26 protein-coding genes and 1 tRNA gene are annotated in these 26,582 nt (G+C 41.0%); 12 read left to right on the forward strand and 15 right to left on the reverse strand.

Annotated features, from left to right (window positions below; genetic code table 11):
- Window positions 1-5: 5 nt before the first annotated feature.
- The 6 genes from BLR37_RS10655 (at window position 6) to BLR37_RS10680 (ending at window position 4,065) form a co-directional block, all read left to right on the forward strand.
- Complete coding sequence (locus tag BLR37_RS10655; RefSeq protein ID WP_090768314.1) at window positions 6-830, forward strand: SDR family oxidoreductase; 825 nt, start codon at window positions 6-8, stop codon at window positions 828-830.
- Between the two features lie 46 nt (window positions 831-876).
- Window positions 877-2,040 carry a mannonate dehydratase gene (gene uxuA, locus BLR37_RS10660; RefSeq protein WP_090768317.1) on the forward strand — a complete coding sequence of 388 codons (1,164 nt, stop codon included), beginning with the start codon at window positions 877-879 and terminating at the stop codon, window positions 2,038-2,040.
- A gap of 224 nt (window positions 2,041-2,264) precedes the next feature.
- Window positions 2,265-2,492, forward strand: a complete 228-nt coding sequence (locus tag BLR37_RS10665) for a hypothetical protein (protein ID WP_090768320.1) — start codon at window positions 2,265-2,267, stop codon at window positions 2,490-2,492.
- Between the two features lie 198 nt (window positions 2,493-2,690).
- A tRNA-Arg gene (locus tag BLR37_RS10670) sits at window positions 2,691-2,764 on the forward strand.
- Window positions 2,765-3,160: 396 nt separating this feature from the next.
- Window positions 3,161-3,574, forward strand: coding sequence for a helix-turn-helix transcriptional regulator (locus BLR37_RS10675; RefSeq protein ID WP_090768323.1), 414 nt, complete (start codon window positions 3,161-3,163; stop codon window positions 3,572-3,574).
- Window positions 3,575-3,771: 197 nt separating this feature from the next.
- Entirely contained in the window at window positions 3,772-4,065 is a 294-nt protein-coding gene (locus tag BLR37_RS10680) for a hypothetical protein (protein WP_090768325.1), read from the forward strand.
- 25 nt (window positions 4,066-4,090) lie between these two features.
- On the opposite strand, the gene BLR37_RS10685 is transcribed toward BLR37_RS10680, so the two are convergent.
- A complete protein-coding gene (locus BLR37_RS10685) occupies window positions 4,091-4,567 on the reverse strand; it encodes an Lrp/AsnC family transcriptional regulator (protein WP_039472210.1) in 477 nt (158 codons plus the stop codon).
- Window positions 4,568-4,891: 324 nt separating this feature from the next.
- Here BLR37_RS10685 and BLR37_RS10690 point away from each other — a divergent pair, with 324 nt between their 5' ends.
- From BLR37_RS10690 to BLR37_RS10700, 3 genes are all read left to right on the forward strand, one after another.
- On the forward strand, window positions 4,892-5,848 hold the full coding sequence (locus tag BLR37_RS10690) for an NAD-dependent epimerase/dehydratase family protein (RefSeq protein ID WP_090768824.1): 957 nt from the start codon (window positions 4,892-4,894) through the stop codon (window positions 5,846-5,848).
- A gap of 168 nt (window positions 5,849-6,016) precedes the next feature.
- Window positions 6,017-6,973 carry a DMT family transporter gene (locus tag BLR37_RS10695; protein WP_208599632.1) on the forward strand — a complete coding sequence of 319 codons (957 nt, stop codon included), beginning with the start codon at window positions 6,017-6,019 and terminating at the stop codon, window positions 6,971-6,973.
- 126 nt (window positions 6,974-7,099) lie between these two features.
- Entirely contained in the window at window positions 7,100-7,507 is a 408-nt protein-coding gene (locus BLR37_RS10700; protein ID WP_090768328.1) for a (R)-mandelonitrile lyase, read from the forward strand.
- 86 nt (window positions 7,508-7,593) lie between these two features.
- Here BLR37_RS10700 and BLR37_RS10705 read toward each other — a convergent pair whose 3' ends face one another.
- From BLR37_RS10705 to BLR37_RS10720, 4 genes are all read right to left on the reverse strand, one after another.
- Window positions 7,594-8,181, reverse strand: coding sequence for a dihydrofolate reductase family protein (locus tag BLR37_RS10705; protein ID WP_090768331.1), 588 nt, complete (start codon window positions 8,179-8,181; stop codon window positions 7,594-7,596).
- 169 nt (window positions 8,182-8,350) lie between these two features.
- The gene (locus BLR37_RS10710) at window positions 8,351-8,539 is read right to left on the reverse strand and encodes a hypothetical protein (RefSeq protein ID WP_090768334.1); all 189 of its coding nucleotides are present in this window, start codon (window positions 8,537-8,539) and stop codon (window positions 8,351-8,353) included.
- 163 nt (window positions 8,540-8,702) lie between these two features.
- Window positions 8,703-9,419, reverse strand: a complete 717-nt coding sequence (locus tag BLR37_RS10715; RefSeq protein WP_208599633.1) for a LytR/AlgR family response regulator transcription factor — start codon at window positions 9,417-9,419, stop codon at window positions 8,703-8,705.
- A complete protein-coding gene (locus tag BLR37_RS10720; protein ID WP_090768337.1) occupies window positions 9,419-10,441 on the reverse strand; it encodes a sensor histidine kinase in 1,023 nt (340 codons plus the stop codon). The genes BLR37_RS10715 and BLR37_RS10720 overlap by 1 nt, the downstream gene beginning before the upstream one ends.
- A 174-nt stretch (window positions 10,442-10,615) precedes the next feature.
- Between BLR37_RS10720 and BLR37_RS10725 the strand changes: the two genes are divergently transcribed.
- Complete coding sequence (locus BLR37_RS10725) at window positions 10,616-11,044, forward strand: hypothetical protein (RefSeq protein ID WP_143009561.1); 429 nt, start codon at window positions 10,616-10,618, stop codon at window positions 11,042-11,044.
- 228 nt (window positions 11,045-11,272) lie between these two features.
- On the opposite strand, the gene BLR37_RS10730 is transcribed toward BLR37_RS10725, so the two are convergent.
- The 5 genes from BLR37_RS10730 to BLR37_RS10750 all read right to left on the reverse strand — a co-directional run bounded on the left by BLR37_RS10730 (window position 11,273) and on the right by BLR37_RS10750 (window position 19,232).
- Window positions 11,273-12,202 (reverse strand): pepsin/retropepsin-like aspartic protease family protein, encoded by a 930-nt coding sequence (locus BLR37_RS10730; RefSeq protein WP_090768342.1) that lies wholly within the window; start codon window positions 12,200-12,202, stop codon window positions 11,273-11,275.
- A 114-nt stretch (window positions 12,203-12,316) separates the two neighbouring features.
- Complete coding sequence (locus tag BLR37_RS10735) at window positions 12,317-13,156, reverse strand: endonuclease/exonuclease/phosphatase family protein (RefSeq protein ID WP_090768345.1); 840 nt, start codon at window positions 13,154-13,156, stop codon at window positions 12,317-12,319.
- A 27-nt stretch (window positions 13,157-13,183) separates the two neighbouring features.
- Entirely contained in the window at window positions 13,184-14,959 is a 1,776-nt protein-coding gene (locus BLR37_RS10740; protein WP_090768347.1) for a RagB/SusD family nutrient uptake outer membrane protein, read from the reverse strand.
- 18 nt (window positions 14,960-14,977) lie between these two features.
- The gene (locus BLR37_RS10745; protein WP_090768350.1) at window positions 14,978-18,283 is read right to left on the reverse strand and encodes a SusC/RagA family TonB-linked outer membrane protein; all 3,306 of its coding nucleotides are present in this window, start codon (window positions 18,281-18,283) and stop codon (window positions 14,978-14,980) included.
- 307 nt (window positions 18,284-18,590) lie between these two features.
- Window positions 18,591-19,232 (reverse strand): class I SAM-dependent DNA methyltransferase, encoded by a 642-nt coding sequence (locus BLR37_RS10750; protein ID WP_167356591.1) that lies wholly within the window; start codon window positions 19,230-19,232, stop codon window positions 18,591-18,593.
- 185 nt (window positions 19,233-19,417) lie between these two features.
- Here BLR37_RS10750 and BLR37_RS10755 point away from each other — a divergent pair, with 185 nt between their 5' ends.
- Window positions 19,418-21,070 carry an FAD-dependent oxidoreductase gene (locus tag BLR37_RS10755; RefSeq protein ID WP_090768355.1) on the forward strand — a complete coding sequence of 551 codons (1,653 nt, stop codon included), beginning with the start codon at window positions 19,418-19,420 and terminating at the stop codon, window positions 21,068-21,070.
- 16 nt (window positions 21,071-21,086) lie between these two features.
- Here the strand turns inward: BLR37_RS10755 and BLR37_RS10760 are convergent, their stop codons facing one another.
- Genes BLR37_RS10760 through BLR37_RS10775 form a run of 4 tightly spaced genes read right to left on the reverse strand, consistent with a single transcriptional unit; the run spans window position 21,087 to window position 24,256 of the window.
- Window positions 21,087-22,412, reverse strand: coding sequence for a sensor histidine kinase (locus BLR37_RS10760; RefSeq protein WP_090768358.1), 1,326 nt, complete (start codon window positions 22,410-22,412; stop codon window positions 21,087-21,089).
- Entirely contained in the window at window positions 22,413-23,087 is a 675-nt protein-coding gene (locus tag BLR37_RS10765) for a response regulator transcription factor (RefSeq protein ID WP_090768361.1), read from the reverse strand. It lies immediately after the preceding gene.
- Between the two features lie 3 nt (window positions 23,088-23,090).
- Window positions 23,091-23,936, reverse strand: coding sequence for a hypothetical protein (locus tag BLR37_RS10770; RefSeq protein WP_090768364.1), 846 nt, complete (start codon window positions 23,934-23,936; stop codon window positions 23,091-23,093).
- Between the two features lie 11 nt (window positions 23,937-23,947).
- Window positions 23,948-24,256, reverse strand: coding sequence for a hypothetical protein (locus tag BLR37_RS10775; RefSeq protein ID WP_090768366.1), 309 nt, complete (start codon window positions 24,254-24,256; stop codon window positions 23,948-23,950).
- A 195-nt stretch (window positions 24,257-24,451) separates the two neighbouring features.
- On the opposite strand from BLR37_RS10775, the gene BLR37_RS10780 reads away from it, so the two are divergent.
- Entirely contained in the window at window positions 24,452-25,249 is a 798-nt protein-coding gene (locus BLR37_RS10780) for a DUF4382 domain-containing protein (RefSeq protein ID WP_090768369.1), read from the forward strand.
- A gap of 135 nt (window positions 25,250-25,384) precedes the next feature.
- Here BLR37_RS10780 and BLR37_RS10785 read toward each other — a convergent pair whose 3' ends face one another.
- Entirely contained in the window at window positions 25,385-26,461 is a 1,077-nt protein-coding gene (locus BLR37_RS10785) for an RICIN domain-containing protein (RefSeq protein WP_167356592.1), read from the reverse strand.
- Window positions 26,462-26,582: the final 121 nt, after the last annotated feature.

The following is a 26,582-nucleotide window of genomic DNA, read 5'->3' on the forward strand; positions in this document are numbered from 1 at the left end:
AACAAATGACGAAAGAAGTGGAAAGCCCCTTTTCCCTAAAAAACAAGGTTGTAGTAGTTACAGGTGCCACAGGCGTTTTAGGAGAGGCTTTTGTTAATGGATTGAATAATGCCGGTGCAAGCATTGTAGTGCTCGGCAGAAACGAAGAAATTGCCAAGCTCAGGACTGAAGAGGTAGTTAATGCCGGTGGAAAAGCAATTTATATCATAGCTGACGTATTGAATGAAGCGGATTTGGTAGCTGCCAATACCCGGATTATGGAAACTTATGGCCGTATAGATGGGCTGGTAAATGCAGCAGGTGGCAATGTGGCCGAAGCTGTTATACAACCCGGTAGCGATATATTCGATTTGAATGTTACCGCCCTAAAACAAGCTTTCGACTTAAATTTATTTGGAACCATTTTGCCAACCCAGGTTTTCGGTAAAGAAATTGCCAAAAATGGCGGCAGCATTGTTAATATTTCTTCGGCTTCGGCTGTGCAGGCCATTACCCGCGTTTTGGGTTATTCGCTGGCTAAATCATCTATAGAAAGTTATACCAAATGGATGGCTGTAGAACTGGCCAACCGTTATGGCGATAAAATCAGAATGAATGCGCTTGTACCCGGCTTTTTCATCACCCATCAAAACCGGGCTTTGTTAACCAATCCGGATGGATCTTTAACCGCAAGAGGACATGCCATTATCGCTAAAACGCCATTTAAACGTTTCGGTGAGCCCGAAGAATTAATTGGTGGCCTGGTATATTTGCTTAGCGATGCCTCGAAATTTGTAAACGGCGAAAATATTAAAATAGACGGTGGATTCAGTGCTTTTTCAGGCGTTTAAAAACCAAAAATCGGTGTAATCTTATAAATCAGTGTAATTATATATAATGAAGAAATTAGAACAAACCTGGCGTTGGTACGGACCAAATGATCCGGTTAGCTTACAGGATGTTAAACAGGCAGGTGCAACAGGTATTGTATCGGCATTACATCACATTGCCCACGGCGAAGTATGGCCGCTGGAAGATATTAAAGCAAGAAAAGCCATTATCGAAGCCGCTGGCTTAACCTGGTCGGTGGTAGAAAGTGTGCCTGTGCACGAAGCCATTAAAACACGCAGGGCAGATGCAGGTCAGTATATCGAAAATTATAAAACTTCGCTGCGCAATTTAGCTGCCTGCGGACTTAAAACCGTATGCTATAATTTTATGCCGGTACTCGATTGGACCCGCACGCAACTAGATCTCGAAATGACTGATGGATCAAAAGCCTTGTATTTTAACTGGATTGATCTGGCGATTTTCGATCTTTACATTTTAAAGCGTGAAGGAGCAGAGGCCGATTATTCTGCTTCAATTTTAACAAGGGCCAAAGATAAATATGCTACGCTTAATGAGCAGGAGCTGGTTGATTTGCGCATTAATGTGTTAATGGGCATCCCGAATGAGAAAGAAATCGAACTCGAAACCCTGCGCGAGAGCATTAACGAGTATAAAGCCATTGGTACGCAGGGCTTGAAAGAAAATTTAAAGTTTTTCCTTTCATCAATTGCTGAAGTATGTACCGAAGAAGGTATTAAAATGACCATTCACCCCGATGATCCGCCTTACCCGATTTTAGGATTGCCGCGAATTGCCAGTACACTGGAAGATTTTAACTATATCATTAAAGAAGTAGACCAGCCTTTTAACGGAGTTTGTTTCTGTACCGGTTCGCTAGGCGCTGGTGTTGATAATAATGCTTTAGAAATCTTTAATGCGGTTAAGGAAAGGGTTTATTTTGCGCATTTGCGTAATGTGACCAAAGATGAAGATGGCAGTTTCTACGAGGCCGATCATTTAGGTGGCGACGTAAATATGTATGAAATTATGAAAGCCCTGACAGAAGAAAATGCAAGCCGCGAAGTGGCCATTCCTTTCCGCCCAGATCACGGGCACCAGATGCTTGATGATTTAGCTAAGGTAACTAACCCGGGTTATTCTGCCATTGGCCGCCTTAGGGGGCTTGCAGAATTAAGAGGTTTAGAAATCGGGGTAACCGGCAATTACTAGCACATAAAAAACTAATGCGCACAGTATTTAATTGTGCGCATTTTTTGCTTACGCTTAGAATTAACCATATAAGAAATATAAGGCCTTGTAAGCATGGATTTGCTGATAAGAAACATAAGCTTAAATGTGCTGATATGCCTTATGCGGTAGAAAAATATACCTTAAATGTTCTAACATGACTTATATGGTAAGCGTTATGGCCTGAAATTTGATTAACTTTAACCATGGAAAATAGCAATCATCCCCTAAAAACCATCTTAAAGCCCTCAGTTATTCATGATGATTTACCTGAGGTTAAAAAACCAGAGCATTTGCGTAAAGTGCCCCTTGAACACGATAATGCCTTACCCGAAAATCCTGAAAGAAATTACCACCATGATGATCCGGCAAGCTACAGTCACGACGAATTAAGGCAGGCCGATGATGATATCTGGAATGGGGAAGACGCTTAAAGGCTTTTTTTTGCTGAAATAACCAGCAAAAAATACGGTTTAAGGTGAGGGTAAGATATTTTTTAAGTGCTGAAGTTAATTTTAATTGCTTCTCTTTTAAATACTTATTTCAAAACTGAAAACAGCCTTCCAAATAGTTTAAAATATATTTTTACTTATTCAATAGAACTCCTATATTTGCAGCTCATTAAAAAATGAGCCTCGGTAGCTCAGTTGGATAGAGCAACGGTTTTCTAAACCGTGGGTCAGGGGTTCGAATCCCTTCCGGGGTACTTAAAGGGGAGATTGAAAAATCTTCCCTTTTTTATTGCCCATAATTTTCTCTGTTACTGATCTTGATTTAAACCTTAACCTATTTTTCTTCATTCGCATAAATAGATTTCTCCGGCGATTGAAAGATCGGATTCTTGATTAATCAGCGTTTTTCTTGTTGCTGACCTGAATACAAAATCGATTTAAATCCATGCTAATTAGGTTTTATTCCACAGTAAAAGGAAAGCTTTTGCAAGGAGGTTAGAAGATTTTTTTACAACCTAAGGTTTTGAAAACTAGTCTTTTGTCAAAAAGATGATACTTGCTGTGCCACTTTATATATTATGGCTAACTTAGGCACGTCGGTCGTCCCCAATTTGATTTAATTACTTTTTTTCTAAAAATTAATTAGCTCAATGACAACACATTTGAAACAAGGAGAAATTCTCGAGCGCCTGGTACGTAGAGACCGCATGGGAATTAGCGAACTTTCAAGAAAACTTAAAGTAAGTCGCAGGACTATTTACAACTGGTTTGCCCAGGAACGGATTGATCAGGAGATTATCTGGCAGGTGGGTAGGCTATTAGGTCAGGATCTTTCTATCGATTTTCCAGATGCTTTCCCCGTACCCTTATCCGGGCAGCTTAAAAGCCAGGCAATTGATCAGGTTAAACCAGATCATTCGAATGCCAATGCAGTACACTTCTGGATGAATAAATATATCAGCTTGCTCGAAAAGTATAATGATTTGCTGTCTGCAAAAGATCAGGCTGATCATATCGAGCTTAGAAAACGACTCTTGTTTGGTAATGAAAGGACTATGATTTAATCCTTCAAAATAGGCTGTTATCCTGGTAGCAATCTTGTGGTTGAATATTAGCGTCATTGTGCGGCACAGTATGAATCGATCAAAAGGCCAGATTTTACCATATTGACAATGGTACAGGATGCTTTTGCTGAAGTTTTATTTTGCTTTGGATTAATAATTTTTATGCAATTTGCGTAAATATTCAGACAGAGATTTAAATGGAAACGATAGCAGATTTTAAGCGTAGTTTAGCGAACGAAAAGCCAGATGATAGTTTTACAGTTCAGCTTAAAGCATTGTGGTACGATGGAAAAGGCAACTGGGATAAAGCCCATGGACTAATTGACCAGCTAAACGACCGCCAATCGGCCCATGTGCACGCTTATCTGCATCGCAAAGAGGGCGACCAGTTTAACGCAGGTTACTGGTATAGAAAAGCAGGGCAGGTGTTTCCGGAACAATCTTTGGAGAAAGAGTGGGAAGAACTTGTTTTTAAGTTCCTAAAGAAATAATATTTTTTTAGGGAAGCCAGGGTAACTACCTCGATTCAAGCGGATAGGCCAGATCGCGTTTAACTTCGTTTACCACAAAACTACTGTGCGATTTGAGTACATTTTCCTGCGTCATCAGGTCGCGGGTAATAAAACGGGTGTATTCCTGCATATCTCTAACCACAATTTTAAGCAGAAAATCGTAATCGCCAGTGGTATGGTAGCATTCGAGCACCTGCGGAAATACAGCAACTTTTTCCTGGAAATTGGTAAGCGCATTGCTGCTATGGTCGCGAAGGGTTACATGCGTGTAAGAAACCAATAGTTCTTTAAACTTTTCGCGGTTAATGATGGTAATGTTACCGGCTATAAAACCACGTTCGCGCATGCGGTTAATGCGCTCAAATATGGTGCTTGGCGATTTGTGGAGCTTATAGGCGAGTTCTTTATAATTTAAATCGCCTTGCGTTTGCAGCAGCGATAAAATCTCATAATCCAGCTTATCCAAAATATCGTCGTGCATGGCGCAGGTCTTCTTAGCTATTTAATTTGCGGTAAATAATCAGGTAAATTGATTTGCCGGTTTGAGCTTCCGGCATTGCAAACATAATAAGTTTATTTTTAACTCCCAATTCCGGAAACATTATTTGGAATTCGCTTTAGCGCATATCTGGGCTCAAAATTATGTTTGGCTTTTAATGTCACTTCTCGAATAATCTTCGAACTAAAATCAATCGCAAGGATTTCTCTTCCGGTCTTTCCAAATTTGCGTTGTCAAAAACTAAAATAAACGCGTTTGCAGCAGATTAATAATCAGATATGCACTCCCGGAATTTCAAAAAAATATATGAACAAAGAAACAATATTAGTGATCGGAGCCTGTGGGCAGATTGGGAAAGAGTTGTTGGTTGCCCTGAGAGAAAAAAACGGACATGATAACGTAATTGCTGCAGATATCCACGCGCAAGAAAGTTTGCCGGCCGAAACCGCACCTTATGTTAAGCTTAATGTTTTAGATGCGCAGGCACTCGAAGCTTTAATTGTTGATCAGAAAATAACCCAGATTTACCACCTTGCAGCAGTGCTTTCTGCTAAAGGAGAAAGCAATCCAACATTGGCCTGGGACCTTAACATGAACAGCCTGTTAAGTATATTGGATCTTTCGGTAAAACATAAAATAAATAAAGTATTCTGGCCAAGCAGTATTGCCATTTTCGGGCCAGATTCAGAGAAGATTAACTGCCCTCAGCAAGGTGTTACCGAGCCATCTACTGTGTATGGAATCAGTAAAGCTGCAGGAGAGCATTGGTGCAAATATTATTTTGAAAAACACGGTTTAGATGTGCGTAGCTTGCGTTATCCCGGATTAATTAGCTATACGGGTGCTCCGGGTGGTGGTACTACCGATTATGCTGTTGATATTTTCCACCATGCAGTACAGGGTAAGCCATACACCTGCTTTTTAAGCGAAGAAACGGCATTGCCAATGATGTTTATGGAAGATGCCATTCATGCTACGCTCCAGTTGATGGATGCACCGGCAGAAAATGTTCACATCCGTACGGCTTATAACCTGGGTGCTTTAAGTTTTACTCCTCAGGAATTGGCGGCAGAAATTAAAAGCCAGGTACCTGAGTTTGTAGTAAACTATGCGCCCGATTTCCGCCAGGCCATTGCCGATAGCTGGCCATCAAGCATCGATGATAGTGCCGCGAGAAAAGATTGGGGCTGGAAACCTGCTTATGATTTAAAAGCAATGACTGCCGAAATGCTGGAGAACCTTTTGGTACTACAGGCAAATTAATGTGACAAAAAAGTATTAAAAATAATTAACCCGAAAGGGTTAGTATCTAGGGAAGAACCCTATTTGTTTTTTTGTAAGTCATTTAAGGTGACTGAAATAGGTTTTAGTTAATAAGCGGTTGTTTCCGGATGGTAACAATCGCTTTTTGTTTTTTTACAGCTTTCACAAATGAAGAACAGGAAAAGCAGTACCTTTGCGCGGTTTAAATTTTTAGTCGTTAATGCTATGGATGCTGTGAAGATAAAAGGATATGTATGTGCGTTGATTTCGGCAGTAACCTATGGTTTAATACCACTTTTTATCCTGCCGCTAAAAGCCATTCACTTTTCGATGGATGTAACCCTCTTTTACCGATTTTTCATTTCTGCAGGTATTATGCTCATCCTGTTGCGGTATAAAAAAGAACATTTGAAGTTAAAAACGAAAGAAATAGGGGTGTTTTTGGCGCTTGGTATATTGTTTAGCCTCAGCTCCGATTTACTTTTCCTGGCTTATGACCGCTTATCGGCCGGAATTGCTTCCACTATTTTGTTTGTATTTCCGGTTATTGTAGCCATTATTATGGCTGTTTTTTTCAGGGAAAGGATAAGCACCATCATGGTTATTTCGATGGCTATAACCCTTTCAGGTATATATGTGCTAAGTGGTGCATCAACCGCCAGCATTAATTTTAACGGACTTGCACTGGCGCTTGGCAGTGCACTTGCTTATGCACTTTATATCGTAACGGTAAATAAATCGAATATTAAAGCTTCGGGGGTTAAAACAACTTTTTACTCCTTGCTTTTTTCGGCTTTGTATTACTTCATTAAGTCGCTGATTGGCAGAGAATCGCTGGCAGTCCCCGATTTACACATCCTGTTGCATATTACGCTTTTCGGGCTCATCACTTCAGTTGTTTCCATTACTACACTGGTATATGCCATAGGTTATATTGGTTCTACACCAACGGCTATACTGGGCGCGCTTGAGCCTGTAGTAGCAGTAATCATTAGCGTAATGCTTTTCGGCGAAAAATTAACTTTTGCCTTGCTACTTGGTGTATTGTTAATTGTTGGCGGCGTTTTGGTGAGTATTGTGTTTTCGAAGGCCAGGACTGCTGAAGAAGAGGTTTCAGCGGCATAAGGGAATCTTTACATTGCCATTCTAACTAGCTGAAATAACTATTTTTAAACTTACATTTTACTTATAAATCCTTAATTTTAGCTAATCTTATCACAGATTATTGTCTCAAATAATAAAAGTATAGAAATGGAAATTACAAGGATAGGATCGAAGGCCTCGGTTAAAGGACCTGAAGATTGGTTTACGGGAGCGGTAAGGGTCGATTCGTTATTTGATGCTAACAGTTCGAGGCGGGCTGTTGCAGCAAGCGTAACTTTTGAGCCTGGAGCAAGAACGGCCTGGCATACACATCCGCTGGGGCAGACCTTAATTGTTACTGCTGGTTGTGGCTGGGTTCAGCGTGAGGGAGGGCCTGTAGAAACCATCTATCCAGGCGACATAGTTTGGTTTGAAGCAAACGAAAAGCATTGGCACGGCGCATCGGCAAACATGGGAATGACACATATTGCCATTCAGGAAAACCTGGACGGAAAAGTGGTTGATTGGCTGGAAAAGGTTACCGATGAACAGTATAACGGACAAATTGGAGGATAATCTACCAATAAATTAGAAATAATCGATTCTATCCCGGCACATGAAGAGATAGAATCGATTGTGCAGTATTGCAGAATGGCTAAAAGCTAGGATATGGTTAAAGGTGATGCTGTTTTGGTATAATTGGCCAGAATAATGCCTTTAGTAGTGGTTTTACTTTCGGTTAATGTAAATTCTGCAGGAAATGCACCATTATCAAATAGTTTTTTGCCTTCACCGAGCATTAAAGGGTATATTTTCAGACGTAGTTCATCAACCAGATCATGTTTAAACAGCAATTGTACAAGTTTGCTGCTACCCCAGACCTGAATATCGGCACCCGTAGAATTTTTGATTTTGCTGATGTCTTCGACGGTTTCGAGAAACTCAGTATTTTCCCAGTTTGTTGTTTTTCGGGTTGTACTGAGTACATATTTAGTACCGCTATTAATCCCTGGCCAGAAATCGCCATGCGCTGGCCAGTAATTTTCCCAGATATCGAATGTTTTTCGGCCTAAAAGATAAGCTGCCGGTTGTTCAAGCTCCTTCTTAACTTCGGTACCACTGATCTCATCATTGTAGCCCATGGCCCAGCCGCCATATTTAAAACCGTTTGAGGTATCTTCTTCCTGTCCTCCGGGGCCCTGTATTACACCATCAAGGCTCATCATGGCCAGCACAATTATTTTTCTCATAAGTTCTGCTTTTTATCGAATATAAATTTCGGAATAAAAATGCAGGCTTAACCACTACAATTGTGACAAGTTTAATGGGCGGATGCGACAAGCTGGATGGACAATATACTCAATCAGGAAAAGTATCTTCGGCCTTTAATCTGAGCAATAGCCGTGATTTTAAAGTGATTTAGTTTTCGTTAGTGGCGGCAACAAGACTAAAATCATAACGTACGCGCTCGTATTCAGATGCCTGGGCGCGAAGGATTCTGATCTCTGACATTTCTTCGCAGCTAATGCGTTGACTGCCTTTATTCATCAGCATATTAATCCTTAAAAGAACCTTACGATATTGCTCTACTGTAGTGATTGCGTCCATAATGATAGATTTAAAAGCTAAGGTAAGCTGCGGCGAATTACCAAAAACAAATAATTTATAAACAGGCTGTGGAAAAGATTGAGGAGGCTGATTATGACCTGTTTATTTTTTCAGCTACACAAAGGATTAATAAATTAACTTTGATATATCCGGGATCTATATTTTAATGCGCTTTAATAAATTTCTCCAGTTCTTCGCGAAAGTTACGGCCTATGGGTACCTGATGACCATTTAAAAAAATACTGTTTCGATCGAGTTGCTGAACTTTTTGGAGGTTAATGATAAAAGATTTATGCACACGTAAAAAACGATCGGCCGGAAAAAGGTCTTGCATAGCTTTGATTGATCCTTTAAGCAGGATCTTTTTTGCCGGCGTATGAATGATGGCATAATCTTTCAAACCCTGAATATGGCTTACTTCGCTGAATTGGAGTTTGATGCGTTGCACCCCGCTTTTAACGAAAATAAAATCGTCGATATTGGCCTGGTTTTCTTCCAGATGGCTGTGTTCTTTAAGCGCCAGAAGCTCCCTGGCTTTGGTTATGGCTTGTTCAAAGCGGTTAAAGGCAATGGGTTTCAGTAAAAAATCGATCACACCCAATTCATAGCCTTCAAATGCATAGTTGCGGTAAGCGGTGGTAAAAATGGTCAATGGTGGTTCAGCTAATCGTTTCAGAAACTCAATTCCACTCATTTCGGGCATTTCTATATCCAGGAGCAAAAGCTGGGTTCTGCTATCTTTTAATCCGGCTAAAGCAGCCATCGCATTGGGGAAAAGCAAAATTTGTCCTATGCCAGATAGCCTTTTTAAATAACCTTCCAATACCTCCCGGGCTAATGGTTCATCGTCAATTACAGCAACATTTAACAGCGTTTCCATTACAATTCAATTATTAATAGCGCACTAAAACGGCCTGGCTCGTCCTTTAGTTGTAAATCATGTTTGCCCCGATATAGCAATGCGAGGCGTTTGCGTAGGTTGCTCAGCCCAATGCCACCTTTTAAAGGTTCTGCCGGCGCAAGCGGCCTGGTGTTTTCTACCTTTACAGTTAAAACACCATCATTAAAGGCTATATCAATATTTAGCTCACTATTAGCTGTTTGTCTGCTCAATCCGTGTTTAAAAGCGTTTTCTACCAAAGGTAATAAGAGGAGTGGAGCAATGGTTAATCCCGATGGCACGTTGGCAATATTAAATGTTATCACCGCTTCATTGCCAAAACGCAAGCGTTCCAATGCTACATAATTTTGCAAATATTCCAGTTCTTTGTCCAGCAGAACTTTATCATCATTGCTATCGTACAGCATGTATTCCATCATCGATGATAGCTTCAGTACCACATCTGGCGCCTGTTCCGATTTTTTAAGGGTGAGGGCGTAAAGATTATTGAGGATATTGAACAGGAAATGCGGGTTTACCTGGGCCCGTAAGAAATCTACTTCGGCGTTAAGTTTTTCAACCGTAATGCGTTGGATCAATAACTGCTGACTATACCAATCAATACTCAGTTTAAGCGAAAGCATAAGCCCCAGATACCATAAAGTACTGAAAAAATTGTAGTAGAGCGATTCGTACATGTTGCTTCGGTAAAGCGGGCCAACAATATAGCCGTATAAATACCAATCGTACAGGCTTTGGATAACGAGGTAGGCCATAACCGAAAGTAAAATGGAGGCTGCATAGGAACCATATCTCTTTTTTATGAGATATTTCGGTAAAAAAATGTGTAAATTAAGGTAAGCAATCACCATCAGTAAGATTACCCGAACACTTACACAGGCCAAAAAGTAGGGCATGTTGGCTTTATAGAGCAGATATTTTTTCTCGTAAAGAAAAAAGCCGGTTACCAATATCCAGTAAGCGGTGTAAATCAGTGTTTTTTTGTTGAAAAATCTGCTCATGGTCAAAGGAACTTAAAAAGGCCGGGCCAACAAAGAAATGTCGACAAACGACATAAATAATAGAGGAAGATACGCATAAAAATACGCTTGTCGATTAGATTGGTTGTTACTCTACTATTTTTTAGCTGTATTTGCTGAAGCGCTAACTTGGTACTAAATCAAAAAATAAACAATATGAAAAAGTTATTAGTTTGTGCTTTCCTGGTTGTAACACTGGGAAGTTTAAGTTTTACCACCAGGTTTGGACTTGATGGTTATGAGATTTTTCTCAATAACAAATCGGTGCTGAAACAGTACATTAACCAACCACTAAATTTAAGGGTATTGAATTTAGATCAGGCCAAAGAAAGTGATCAGTTGCGCATTGTTTATAAACATTGCCGCCTGGATAACGGCACGGGCACTGGTCGTGGGCTGGCACTTAAAGATCAAAGCGGGACTACTTTGCACCAATGGAGCTTTAGCAATGAAGGCCAGATGACCATTTTGGTGAAAGAATTGCGCCTGGCCGAAAAGAAAAGTGGTAAAAACAAACTCAGCCTGTATTATACTGCGCGTGAACTCGAAAAAGGAGAGATGCTGGCCATGATTAGCCTGAAATAAAAAATATCGGGTAACAGCTTATGTATAAGTATGCACATTGCCTCTACAAACAGCTGTATAAAGTTGTGTTTGTTTATACATTATGAGTCACAATGTAACTACAAACGTTTGAAATCAGCAAAGAGCCACTATCTTTGAAACACAATCGCCTCACTCGATTGAAACAAATTTTGTCTGCTCCAGTGAATTTTCACTGGAGTGGTTTTTTTATGGCTGGTTGATCACCGCTTAACTTGCCGGATAAGGCAAGTTGAAAAGGCCATTGGGCTTAAGGTACACCACCTTGCGATCGGCACTGATTACGATATTGAATCGTTTAAGTAGCTCACCACCAATAATGCTCATCTTTTGACGACCAATTGCACCTTTAAAAAAGCCAGCCGGAACTTCATTCAGTTTGTTTTCGCCCATTATCAAAGCAGGTAATACCGCCCTTTTTACGGTAAGCACGTTTCCGAAAGAATCTTTGAGGTTTTTTTCGCTAACGATTTTAAGTTTTTGATCCAGTTGATTGTTATTGGTAAAGGTGTCATCAAAAAGCACAGCTCCTGCATATCCCGAATGGATTAGAAAGGGTAGGCTAAGTTGTTCGGTGCCAATTTCACAGCCGGCATTAATGAATAACATATCGTCTTTATATTCAGCTTCGAGTTTGGTATAAGCTTTTGCTTTTGCAGGTAAATCGTTGCTGATGGTCATGATTTTCTTGTCAAAATCAATATCGATAAACTGACCTTCAAAAAGTTCAGGGCCAAATTTGCCACCCGTTCCCGGACCGGAATTCAGGTTTTCCCATAGCGGAATATGATCCCACTTCTTTTTTCCGATTTGAAGCAGATTGTTTTTACTGTAACGTGAACTGTTTTCGCCACCGCCCCAGCTTTTTACTGTATCGGCACCTTCAAAACGCGGGCTTTTCATCTTCGAAATGGCTTCAGTAGTGAGTGTTAACGAATTTGCTGCCGTATGGAACATGAGCGAAACGGTATCCTGACCGTTAATAAGCGCACGAATGGCAATATTATTCTGGCTGGTTAATTTGAATGGAATGCTATAGGTTTTGGCTGAAGATTGTGCAATGACCTGATTGTTGTAAATAACCCAAATACATAAGGTTAAGAGGAGTTGTAAGGCATTTTTACTGATTAGCGTTTTCATTTGGCTAATGTAATCATTTCAGCTTTATAGTTTAAAAACCTGAAAAACAAAGAGGCTGTTTCATAAATGTCATATTTAAGAAACAGCCTCTTTTAAAAGTCTGAATAAATTAGCTTATTTCAATGTCACTTCTGCTAAAACCGGAAAATGATCTGAAGGGAATTTACCATAGTACGTATCTGTTAAAATGCCCCATTTGCTGGCGCTGAACTGATTACTCATAAAAATATGGTCGATAACCGATGTGCCGCGTGGGATTCTAAAACCGTTGGATGATGAATTATTGGCGTAAGGGAATTTAACCTTGCTGTGCACATCAACCAGTTGATTAGAAGTAGCTATAGTTTTATACCATTCGCTATCTCTGCCACCGTTAAAATCGCCGGTTAGCAAAACCGGTTTATTGCCGGCAATTTCACTTATCTTTTTCAAAATCAGCTTACTGCTTTCGCGACGGGCAATTACGCCCTGGTGGTCATAGTGTACGTTGAAAGCATAGAATTGTTTTTTCGTTTTTACATCTTCGAGATAGACCCAGCTACAAATGCGGTTACAACAGGTTACATCCCAGCCTTTACCAGGTACATCTGGTGTTTCTGAAAGCCAGAAATCGCCACTTTTTAATAGTTTGAACCTGTCTTTTTTGTAATAAATGGCTGAGTGTTCTCCGGCATCTTTTCCATCATCGCGACCTTTACCATAGCGCGCGTATTCGGGCAAAGCAGCACTCATATCGTCGAGCTGGTTTTTTAAACCTTCCTGTATGCCCAATATATCAAAGCCGTGGAAACGGATTAAGTTGGAAACAATGGGGGCACGGTCTACCCAAAGGTTACCCGAATCGCGTGGATTATCGTAACGGATATTAAAAGTGCCAATGGTTATTTGTTGTGCTTTAAGCCCCATTGATACTAAAGAAAACATGGTGGCCAGAAGCCAGATTTTAATTTTCATCTGTATTTTATTTAAGATTAAACTTGTTTATTCCCAGCCTTTGTTTTGTTTAAGATTAGGGTTTTTTTGGATATCTGCTAAAGGAATAGGGTAGTAGTAATTACGCTCGTTCCACTTACGCGGGATCTCTTTCATCCAGGTTAACTCACCCGAATTATCATTTTTTAGTAACTGAGAGTTAACGGCTGCACCAATGTTAGCCGAAACATCAACATAAGTTACACCGGCAACCGGCGAAGGACGTGTGCCCTGATAAAAAGCTACATCCAGAATGCCATCTTCATTCAAATCCATAGGCGTATTTAAAGTGGGCACGTAAAAACCATTCCATTCCTGCTCCATTAAAGGCCCGCGTTTCCAGCGCAACAGATCGGCAAAACGTAAACCTTCCAAACTAAGTTCAATACCACGTTCTCTTCTGATTTCGAGCAAAGTTGCATCCGATATACCCGGGAAATAGTTGGTTACCAGATAAGGGTCGGCAGTAAGGGGTTTAGTGCTTAAGCCACCTGTAATACCTGCCCTGGCCCTTAATGCACCGATGGTGAGGGCCCAGTCTGCATCGCTCAAGGTGCCCAGTTCGGCTTTTGCTTCGGCATAGTTGAGTAATACTTCTGCATAACGGAATAAAGAAATGGCATTGGTATTTAAAGCTCCTGCATCAAAATAGGTATCATCCAAGGTCCATTTAATAGGTTGATAACCGGTAAAGGTATAAGAAAAAACGGGTGGGGCAGGTACTTGCTGACCACTGGTAATGCGTTTATAATCGCCCAAACGGATGGTTTGTTTCAACCTCAGATCCCTGTTTTTAACTTCATCTTTAAATAACATGGTTTTATAAGCCGGATCATTGGTGTAAGGCGTTCCGTCAAGCTTTAAATAAGTATTAATAAAGGTACGGGTAAAACTTGCTTTTGCACCGTAAGTGCCACTGGTCCACCACCAGTTGGCTTCGTTCAATACGCCAAGATTGATATCGGCCACTGCAGCCTGTAATACTTCGTTTGCCATTGGGGTATTACTGGTAAACACCTGGCGATAAGAAACACCAGGACCACCGGCTGTATTTAGTGAGTAACCTCCTTTTTTAATAATTTCATCAGCAGCAGAAGCAGCATCTTCCAGCCATTTGCCGGCAGTTGATGCAAGGTTTAAATCGGTGTGGTATTTACGGAAAGTACCTTCAAAAAGACATAACCTCGATTTAAAAGCATAAGCTACCCATTTGGTAATGGTGGTGCGGCTGGCGTCGTTAGTAGAACTAATGTTTGCACAGGCAAAATTAATGTCGGCCAGTACCGAATCCATAACCAGTTCGCGTTTGTCTCTGCCAGCGTTTAGCGCCGGGTCATCGATATTTAATGGTTTTCCGATCCAGGGCACATCTCCAAAACGTTTCACCTTTTCCATATAGAAGTAAGCCCTGAAATAACGGGCAATACCCAGGTAATTGTTACGCGTTGCTGCCGGAACAGCCGGATTCGTACAATTTTCTATAAAATAATTGATATTTCTAAGGTCTCTCCAGCTCCAGCCAGAGCTGTTATTAGCCGCAAAGCCGCCTTCGCGGATAAAATCCGGAACAGATTTTACGGCAAGGTAATCAGACATGGCATCCTGACTGGTTGAATTCTTTGGCAGAAAATCCATGCCGTAAAATGAATTGGTGTAGAGTTTTAACCCGTTTTCGGTACCAAAAACCGCATCTTTTGTTGCGCTCGATTGAGGCTTTTGATCGAGTTTTTTACAGGCTGCCAAAGCCAGGCAAGCCAGTAAGATATAGATATAATGTTTTTTCATCTTCTTTTATTCAGCTAATTATAATCCAATGTTCAATCCCAAAGAGTAGCTCTTCATTAAAGGATAATTGTACCCATCTCCGTTTGTACTGCCGGCATTTAAATCCTGATCAGATGGCACAGCATTTTCCACATCGATAGTATGTTTAACTATTTTATACATTGGCGAATAGGTAAACAGGTTCTCTCCTGAGAAGAAAATTTTGGCACTGCGCACCCCAATACGGTTTATCCATTTGCCGGGAAGGGAGTAACCAACCTGCAGGTTTTTCATGCGGAGGTAGGCCACATTTTGCAGATAACGGGTTTGCGCCACACCCAATGTACGGTTGGTATTGCTTGATGCAGCCCGCGACATGGTTCTCGGGAAATAGGCATCAGTGTTATCCGGTGTCCACATGTTACCCAAATGGAAGGTTGGAATATTGTTGTATGGCCTGTTGTACTGGCCCCAGAACATTTCTGTTTCGGTGCTTGGGTACCATTGTTGCTTACCAACACCCTGGAAGAAAACAGAGAATGAAAAATTATGCCAGTCGGCACCAAGGCTTACCCCATAAAGGTATCTTGGAGCTGAATTACCTATAATTCTGCGGTCTCCTGATTTGCCTACTTTATTTTCGCCTACATTGATAAAACCATCACCGTTAAGGTCTTTTAGTTTAATGTCGCCTGGGAACCATTTGCCGGTAGGTGAGGCCCTCATTTGCGGATCTTGCTTGGCATGCGAAGCGATGTCTGCATCATCAATAAAAAATCCTTCGGTTTCATAACCCCAGATCTCGCCAAGGGTTTGACCTTCGTAATAATCGCTCAGTAATTTATCCGGATTATTGTATTTATCTATTTTCGTTTTGCTATCCGACAAGGTTAACCTTACGTTGTAATTGAAAGGTTTTTCTTTCCCGATTTTATCGTTCCAGGTTAACGAAAGTTCCCAGCCACGGGTGGTTAGGTTGGCATAGTTTCCTTTAGGTACATCTGCACCAAATACAGCAGGAGGCGTAAGCCCGAAAGTAAACATATCAGTTGTTTTACGGATATAAGCATCGCCTGTAAAACTTAATCTGCCCGAAAGCATGGTTAAATCGAGACCAAAGTTGGTTGTGGTCGAAGTTTCCCAGGTTAAACCATCAGGAAGTACATTCGGGATACGCGTGGTTTGTGGCCTTACACCATTTAAAATAACACCCGACTGGCTGATATTGAAGATTTCCTGAAAAGCATAGGAAGCGATGTTCCCGTTTCCAAGTGAGCCATAAGAAGCCCTTAATTTTAAATCAGAGATTAACCTGTCAGAAACACCCCAGAAAGGTTCCTTGTTAATTCTCCAACCGGCCGAAACAGAAGGGAAGAAACCATAACGCTGATCGGCAGGGAATTTAGAAGAACCATCGTAACGTGCATTAACCTCTAAAAGGTAACGGTCTTTAAAAGCATAATTTAATCGTGAGAAACCACCCAGAATAGCCCATTGCTCATAACCTCCACCTGTAGTAATGGATTGGCCAAGTGCCAGGTTTAAATCGGTTGCATCCTCAAAAATAATTCCGTTGCGTTGCACTGCAATGCGGTTATAGGTAGATTGCTCGTAATTGTAACCGGCCATCGCTTTGAGGTAATGATCGGTTCCAAACCGGTTTTCGTATTCGGCATAAATATTGGTAGCCAGGTACTGGGTTTCGCGCTGATCGAACAAAAGATCGTTGGTTGTGGTACCCACAAATGCCGTAACGCCCTTTGTATTGCTGTATGGCACCTGAACCCTTTTCTGCTCAACGTTATTATTGGTGTTGCGGAAGGTAAAATCAGCATTTACCCTAAACTTGTTGTTAAAGAAATTGGTTTTTAACCCGGTTATATTTCTAAAAACCTGCCGACGGGTATCGATACCGTTTTTGCCGTAAATAAAATCACCTACTGTGTAGGCTGCAGCAAAAGTTAATGAACCATCAGGGTTAAAAATGGGCATAGTAGGTTTACCTTCATCGGCAATATTCCGCCAGATACCACCGCCTTCACCCACGTTGATCGGATTGTGGTAGTTCATTACCGAGTAATCGGCATTATTCTCGATGCTTAACCACGGGAAAACCTGAACCGAACCCCTGGCGCGGATGTTTTTCATGTCGTAATCGTCGCTGTTGTACTTAAATAAACCATCTTGGTTAAGGAAACGCCCTGATACCAGGAAAGATGCTTTATCGCTGCCACCACTTACCGAAAGGTTATTTTCTGTAGCTGCTGTATTTTTCTTGTACAGTTCGCCATAGTAATCGGTACTTCCATAATAAGTGTACTCACCAGTCGTTGGGTTTACCTCTATCTGGTTGTATGGCTGACCTGATTCTGATCTTTTCTTGAATTCATCGAGATAAGCCTGCGAAAATTTCTGTGTTTTATTGGCATTCTGCGGAAAAGCACCATCCCCGTTTACAAAAGCCTCTGCAAACATTTTGGCCCAGGTATACCCGTCGGTTACAAAATCAGGAACCTGTAATGGGCTTTTAATGGCGTAATTGGTTGAGTAAGCTACGCTGGTACGGCCTTTTTCGGCTTTTTTAGTCGTAATAAGCACCACGCCAAATACCCCTCTGGCACCATAAATAGCTGCTGATGCGGCATCTTTAAGGATCGAAACACTTTCCACATCATTGGGGTTAAGCAAGCTTGGATCGCCCTCAAAACCGTCAATCAGGATTAATGCGCTACCGCCCTGGCCAATAGAAGTAGTACCACGAATGTTAAAACTTGGCGATTGCGTAGGCTTTCCATCCATCATTTTCAAATTCAGGTTGGGTAATAAGCCTTGCAGTCCTTGCGTAAGATTGGTAATTGGCCTGTTTTCGAGTTTTTTTGCATTGATTTGGTCTACAGCACCGGTTGCGTTTTCCCTTTTTTGGGTACCGTAACCTACCACAAGCACCTCATTCAAACTTCCCGATTCGCCTTTTAAGGTTACATTTAACGGGGCGTTTTCAGTTGCTTTTACCTGCACTTTGCCTAAAGTGACCGTGGTGTAGGAGATAAAGCTGATCTGTACCGTATAAGTGCCGGTAGGAACACTTAGTTTAAAGCTTCCATCCGGATTGCTTTGTGCAACTTTGTTGAGCTCTTTTACCAAAATACTCGCACCGGGAAGGGGATCGCCCTTTTCATCAATCACCTTTCCAATAATTGTTCCCTGTTCTTGCGTTTTTAAAGCAGCAGGAAGATTGGGTAGATTCGCCATGGCCATGGCAGCTGAGCCCGGTGCTGCTGTAAGCCATGCAGTTGCAGAAGCAAACAGCACAGACCTCAGCAAGGCCGTTAAATTTTTTTTCATTAGTTTAATAATTAGTTTTTGAACCTAAACCGTTTTAGTTTATTTTCAGGATTCCTTAGATTGCTGCAAAGCTAGGGGGCGCATATAAACCCAATATTAACTTACTTTAAATTTGAAGACTGCTTTTAGCTTACTTTTGACCTTTGTCTGCAACATAGGGTGAAGTTTGATGCAGAAGAAAGCAAATTTTGTGTTTATCGTTTAAAAAAGGTGAAAATAAGCAAGTTAAAGAGGTGTATTTTAAGCGTAAGATTAAATTAGATGTCTTGTTGAGAATGATTTCGTGAGCAAAACAATCTTATTTTGCTTAAATAACTTGTTTAAGTTTGCAAACCAATACCAGATCGCTAATGTTTACACCGTTTTGATCAGGTGCGCTGTAGCGTTTTATACATAGTGTTTCAAAGCCACTTTGGCTGAGTGCCTGAGCTAAAGTGTCTTCCCGGTGATAATGCACATAAACACGGTCGCCGGTACTCGATATTTGGTATCGCGATTGATTATTGGCATCTTCTTCCATGGTGCTCAGATAAAACATGCCTGCAGGTTTTAACAATTTAGCTACGTCACTGATCATTGCTGCAGCTTCTTCGGGAGTTAAATAGGGAAGACAAAAACCACAGGTAATGCCATTAAAATGTTGTTCAATTTTGTTGATCTCACGACAATCCATCAACTGAAATTGAGCAGTTGGATTATTGATTTGGGCAAGGTCGAGCATATTGGGCGAAAGGTCGATCCCTAAAATGCGGTAATCGGGTTGCCTGTCAAGTAAATATTTAACAATGTTTCCAGGACCGCAGGCGATATCTAAAATGCTGGGATTATTGACTTGTATGTGATCACAAAATACCTGAAAAGGCTCAGCATATAAACTCACATTCATAAACTTTTGCTGATAGAGCTTTGCCGATTTGTTAAATGCTTCAGCAGGTTTTACTGTTTTCATAAGTTCATTAATTATAATTGCCTTTAATGTACCCGAATTCCCAATCGTTAGCATAAAGTTATGAAAAATAGCAGGATAACTGTTTTTTATTATCTGGATTACTATCTTAGCTAAAACGTTAAACCTTAGTAAATGCAGGCAATAATCCACCTGGCATTTATCGAAACATAATCTTTTAGCAGCTCATGATCAGAAAATTTTTAGCCGGTTTATTTGCACTTCATTTTAGCTTATTTACGCTCGCACAACAGAAAAAGCAGGAATATAAAGCCGATATCATTGTTTATGGGGGCACTTCGGCCGGAGTTATGGCTGCAGTGCAGGCTGCAAAATTAGGGAAAAGTGTATTGGTGGTTTCACCAGATCAACACCTCGGGGGGCTTTCTTCATCGGGTTTGGGTTTTACCGATACTGGCGATAAATCGGTGATTGGAGGTTTAGCCAGAACATTTTATGCGCGGGTTTATCAGCATTATCAAAAAGCCAGTGCCTGGAACTGGCAGGCGCAGGCTTCCTATGGCAATAAGGGACAAGGCACCCCGGCAATGGATGGTAACGAACGCACGATGTGGGTTTTTGAGCCCCATGTTGCTGAGCAGATTATGGAAGAAATGGTGAAAGAAAATCACCTTAAAATTTACCGTGGCGAGTGGCTTAATAGAGAATCTGGACTGGAGTTGGAAGCAGGAAAGATTATCCGGCTGACTACGCTGTCAGGTAAAAAATTCTCTGGAAAAATATTTATAGATGCCAGTTATGAAGGTGATTTGATGGCAGCAGCTAAAGTAAGTTATCATGTAGGAAGAGAGGCCAATAGCACTTATTCAGAACAGTGGAACGGAGTGCAGGCTTTGGTTTTTCAGCATGGCCATCATTTTAAGAATAAAATAGATCCTTATCGTATTGCGGGCGATAAAAACAGTGGACTTTTAACAGGTATTTCAGCAGAACAACCTGGCAAGAATGGCACTGCAGATGATAAAATTCAGGCCTATTGTTACCGCATGTGTTTAACAGATAAACCCGAAAACAGGATTGCTTTTCCCAAGCCAGATCATTACAATCCGAATGATTATGAACTCTTGCTCAGGGTTTTCAATTCAGGCTGGAACGAACTTTTTAATAAATACGATCCCATTCCCAACCGCAAAACAGATACCAATAACCATGGCCCCTTCAGTACCGATTTTATCGGAATGAATTATGATTACCCTGAAGCTTCGTACGAAAAGCGAAGAGAGATTATTAAAGCGCATGAAAATTACCAGAAAGGCCTGATGTATTTCATGGCTAATGATCCGCGAATGCCCCGGCAGGTTAGTGCACAATTAAAAAACTGGGGACTGGCAAAAGATGAATTTAAAGATAATGGCAACTGGCCATATCAGCTCTATGTGCGCGAAGCGAGAAGAATGATTAGCGATTTTGTGATGACCGAAAATGAAGTATTGGGTAAAAAAGCTGTGCCTAACCCGGTAGGTATGGGATCCTATTCGCTCGATTCGCATAATGTTCAGCGTTATGTTACAGCCGAAGGATTTGTTCAGAATGAGGGCGATATCGGTGTAAAGGCGCCAAAACCTTACAGTATTGCCTATCAGTCTATTGTGCCACGTAAACAGGAATGCCAGAATCTTTTGGTTCCGGTGTGTTTATCAGCTTCGCACATTGCCTATGGTTCGGTGCGCATGGAACCTGTATTTATGATATTGGGTGAATCGGCGGCTACAGCAGCGGTTTTGGCGATAGAGGGTAATCAAGCCGTACAGGATATCGATTACAATGCATTAAAAAAGATGCTGCTCAGCCAGAAACAACATTTGGTTTTGGGTGATTAACTTTCTGCTTCGCAGATTAAACAGAGCGGTCATTAGTGCTGAAACGGATGTTGAAATTCGTTTCCTGTTCAGCTACAGAAGTTACTGTAATGTTTAAGTTTAAATAACTGGCAATGCTTTTTACAATCGCAAGTCCCAGGCCATAACCCGTATTTTCTGCTTGTCCGGTTTTTTTAAAACGATCAAAAATATGGGGAATTTCTGTTGCGGGTATGCCTTGCCCGCTATTGATTACCTGGATGCTATATTTACCCTTGTCAAAATGATCAGTAATGCGAATATATCCGTTTTCCCGGTTAAACTTAATTGCGTTATTGATGAGGTTATAAAACAGCTGAAAAAGCAGATCATGATTCATCTGAGCCTGTTTGTTATTGTATTTAAGGTCAATATTCAGACGGATGTTTTTTTCTTCTAACCTGTGACCGATTTCTTCTACAACTTCGTTAATCAGGCTAAGGGGTTCTACTTGTTCCTGTTTCGAAAACTGTTCGTTTTCTATTCGTGAAATTAACAGCAGTGCACGGGAAATTTTCTTTAACCTTTCCAGTGTCCGCATCATTTCCACAATGTGTTCCTGCAGGCTTTCCGGCTCAACTTCTTCTGTAAGCAGGTTTTCCATCTTATTTTGTAAGATACTGATCGGGGTCATAAACTCATGCGAGGCATTGGCTGTAAACTCGCGTTCTTTTTCAAAAGCTTCATTGATCTGGTTCATTAACGAAATGAGCGATTGATCGAGGTATTTAAAATCGTAGGTATTGGTTTTAATCGGCTGCTGGTTTCTTTTAAAAGGAAAACGGGTATTGCCCAGCCGCAGTTTAATAATTTGGCCCAATGGTTTAATTAATCGGCGGGTAAATATCAGGTCGATGATTATACTTAAAGCAATAAGAATAATCAGCACATACAAGGCAAAGCGTTGCAGCGCATCATTATACTGGTTAATACTGGTGGTAGTTTTGCCAATTTCGAGCAGGTAATTCTTTTGGTTCCTGGTAAAAGTAAAACTTAATACACGGTAGGCAAGCGTATCCTGTTCAACAATCCTTTTGGTGTCTCTGATGGTATCGAGTTTCAGATCGGGAGCAGCAATTTCGAGCGCGATGTACTCATCTTTAAGCATGGTATAACTGCCATAGCTATCCTGGCCTTCGAGGTAGTAGTCCATACCTTTATTGTTGATGTTCCGGATGACTTTCTTTCGCTGGTTTTTGAGCGAAAAATTAGTGTAATTGGAAGCAACCTGCCCGATTAAAAAAGGAAGCAATAGAATAAACAGTCCTACAATTGCAAGTTTAGAACCAGTAATAAATAAAGTAAGTTTAGTAGAAAGTTTCAATTACTTTTTAATTCTATAGCCAACACCCCTTACGGTTTCGAGCCATTCGGTAGGGGCATACATGTTCAACTTTTTTCTGATGTTTTTAATATGGGCATCTATATAATTGGAATCATAATCACCATCGGTAAAATTTCCCCAGATATGCTCGCTCAGCTGGATGCGGGTAAGCACCCTGTTTTTATGAAGCAACAAATAACTTAACAAGTCGAATTCTTTGCGCGAGAGTTCAATCTGTTCATCCTCAAAGAAAACAAAGCGTTTCTGAAGGTCGATATTAAAATTGCCCAGCGGGAGCAGTTCATCAGCAACTTTAAATTTTCTCCTGGCAATGGCCTGCATGCGCGATTGGAGCTCGGGCAGAAAAAAGGGTTTGGCTAAATAATCATCAGCACCCATGTCAAGTCCGGCCACACGGTCTTCCAGTTTGCCCCTGGCAGTTAAGATCATATAGGCCGCATCTGGATTGCTTTTTTTTGCTTTTTGCAAAAGATCGAAACCATCCCCATCAGGTAAGCCCAAATCAATCAGGATATAATCGTACTGGTTGAGTTCGAGCTTCTCTACAGCTTGTTTAAAGCCATGGGCAAGATCGCAAAGGAAAAAGGCCTTTTTGAGGAATTTTTCCATCTCAAAGGCAAGTGTTTTTTCGTCTTCTACGATTAATACTTTCATGTTTTAAAACTGATAGTAAAGGGCAAGGCCAAAGAAAGATTGCTGATGTTTTACTTCTTCTTCTTTTTTGTTTCCTAAGATAGAAAATTGATAGCTGGCTTCGGCCAGGAAATTTCCGGTACTAAAGTTTAGTGGAAATTTAAAGTTATAGGCCAGTAATTTAAACTGATTGACAGTATTTTCGACAATTTCGGTGGTATTGCCGTTACTAATACCCGGGGCCGAAGCACTTTTCCCGTGGCCGTTAGCATTTTGTCTTTTACTTTTTTCGATAATGTAGCTCTCGTAAAAGCGCGTGGTACCAGCTGTAATTTCAATGGCTGGAGTAATTGAAATTGAACTCTTTCCGTTGAAAATGGTGCCAAGTTCAATTTCCTTTGAGTTTTCAAAACTTAGAAATACATCGCGCTGCTTTCCAAATGCAAAATCGATACTTAGGCCGGTTTTAAACCAGGGCCAGGTGTAAGCGGAAGATGCATTGATATTATTGCTGTTTGAAGCTTGCAATAAAGGTGAGTTGGAAGGGAAAAAAGAGTGTGTATAGGCTAAACCCGCGGTAAGTTTTTCGTTAAAATCGTGGTCGAAACCAATACCTAAATCTGTTTCCGATATTCCGGAACCAAAGCTTAAAAGCTTATAGCCACCACCTGTAAAGTATAAACCATTTGGGAACCTTAATGTGGCATTAAATAATGCATAAGGATATTTTTCGGCCGTTACTTGTCCATAATAGTTTATGTTGCTGTTGTATAAGGCGGCAAGGGTAAGCGTAGCTTTAGCAGAGTCTTGCTGGGCGTAAACTTTAGCGGTAAGTAAAAACAAGCAGAAAATTAAGAGACGGATGTTCATATACTTATCCTTTAAGGTCTTTTAATTTTTGGTTTAATAATTTTAATAGGCTTAACTTTTACATTAGGTTTAACTGCCATGGGTTTGAGCTGTCGTCTGGCCTTGGGCACTTCTTTAATTTGTACTTCTTTAATTTGAGGCTGTTCCGGCTGCTGTTGCTTTTCGGCTTTTTTATGGTCTTGCTTTACTTTCTCTTGCTGTGACTCTTGTTTAATGTATCTGATTGACAATAAGCTTGCCGATAGTGCATCGTTTTGCAGCGCAAACGAATTGGCACAAATCAAAAAAGTCAGAGAGAAAAAGGCGGTAAATCGCTTCATTTTATAAATATAAAAAAGTTTACCCTACCTGAGGGTAAACTCTTACCAAAAACCATCATTACAATGGCAATATATCTTCAAATGTAAATGGGCAACATGAAAATAAGATGAAAAAAATAATTTTTAAATTTCATGTTGGTTTCATCTTCGGCCTTCAAATTTGAGCTATAAAACATGGAATAAAATCTAAACATTATGAAAACAAAATTTGTAAATAGTATAGGTATGGCGCTCGTAATAGCGGGTATATTTGCTTTTACCGGCTGTAAGAAAAATGAATCGGGCGAAGGAACCACGAAGGTTCAGATCAAAATGACCGATGCTCCCGGTAATTTCGATAAGATTAATTTAAGTGTAAAGGAAATTGTTCTGGTATCGGGAGATAAACCTTATGTTTTTGCCGCGAGTACCGGAATATTTGATATCCTCGATTTCAGAATCGGTACCAGTAATCCGGATATTTTGGTGGCTTCTGGCGAAATGCCCAGCGGCGAAATTACTGAAATCAGGTTAGTGCTGAATGAAACCGGAAATACTATTGTGGTTAATGGTATTCAGCAGGAACTTAAAACACCAAGTGCCCAAACTTCGGGCTGGAAGGTGAAGTTAACTGCAAATCCTGAATTGGTTGAGGGAGCTGCTTACACGCTGCTTTTAGATTTTGATGCGGCGAAATCAATTGTAGGCACCGGAAATGGTAAGTATTTATTGAAACCGGTAGTACGTGGTGTAACCGCTGCCACTACAGGTTTAATATCTGGTACTGTTTTACCTTTAGCCAGTCACCCTGAAGTATTGGTAATTGCGGGTACTGATACTGTAGGTACTGTTGCAGATCCGTTAAGTGGTAAATTTACTGTAGGAGGTTTAGCTGCAGGTACTTATTCGGTAAAGTTTGTCCCAATTGCGGGTTACAAAGATAGTACTGTTACTGCTGTTAAGGTTGCCCTTGGTCAAAACACAGCATTGGGTACTATTACATTAAAGCAGTAAAGTATATATCCTTAAAAGCAAAGACTAATAGTGAAAATTAGTTGTTTGTGTTATCTAAAAGAAACCCTCCAGTTGGAGGGTTTCCTTTTTATTTTTGATAAGCCTATCATTATAGTCGGTTAAAATCATGTTTTGTTACATGCCATCAGAGCGCATGGCATAAACTAATTTTACGTGCCTGAATGCGTTTGTTTCGCTCCATTCATTATCATAATTTAAGCCATAAGGCCAGAAATGTCCACCTCCGGTATGTATTGCGCCACTGGTGCCATCAAATATTTTAACCAAAGCAACCGTATTAGTCCCCAGAAAATCGCCTGTAGACGTATTGGTTCCCCATCCGCCGCTAAGGCCTACACCATAGGTATGCGCAATTTCGTGCATGGCTGTACGCACGTTCTGGTAGCTGGTATTGGCACCAAAACGGATATTTCCATTCGTACTGCCATCAGCTGTTGCCACACCTGTATTATATTCAACAGTAAGGGTACGCGCAGGCCAGTTGGCGCCAGCATTATACCTGGCGCAGGCGTCGTTCATGGCATTGGTAATGCGGGTTAACACATCGGCCGGTACGCCGGTGCTGGTAAGCGTCCAGCCTAATTGACCACTGGCATTAACCGTAAGTAGTGACCATTGCTGGTTTTCGCCTCCCCAGTAAGTCCATTGGTCTACATTGGCGCTGTTATCTATCGATTGCCCGGCAACATCAAGGTCTTTGCCACTATTGCGGTTAATAATGCGGTAGTAACCGTTGCCAATAGAAGTAAATTGCCATTGCTGGTTGGTGGCGCCGGTATTGGTCGAAATATTTACATTATCGCCATCGGCAGTACCCGCCTGATCTACCTGAAGCGCTTTTGCGCTATGTACACCAATAACCGAATAATAACCGCCCGAAACTGCAGTTAAAGTCCATTTTTGGTTGGTACCGCCAGTACCGGCATATTGCGCTACATTAGCACCATCGGCAGTTTGAAAGGCTGCCACATCAAGTACCTTTCCGCTTTTGCGGTTTACAATGTAAAATGTGCCGTTTGCGACGGTAAGTTGTGCCTCGTTGGGCGGTATGGCGCCCAGTTTTCCCTTTATCGAAAGCGATTCGGTAGTTGTGGTATCTGAAAGTTTGTCTTTTTTACAGCTGCTCGAAAACAGGACGATGCCGAGCATGACTGCGCCGATTGAACGTAAGATAGAAGGTTTAGTTTTCATAATGTTGAGTAGGGATTTAGTGATCATTGCATAATAAATGGTCGTTTGGTTAATTAAAAAGAAGGCCTATGCACACCATTAGTACGGTGTCCTTCTGCGCTTATCAATAAGACTATAATGA

Origin of the sequence: Pedobacter soli (genome assembly GCF_900101435.1) — a bacterium.
GTDB classification, from domain to species: domain Bacteria; phylum Bacteroidota; class Bacteroidia; order Sphingobacteriales; family Sphingobacteriaceae; genus Pedobacter; species Pedobacter soli.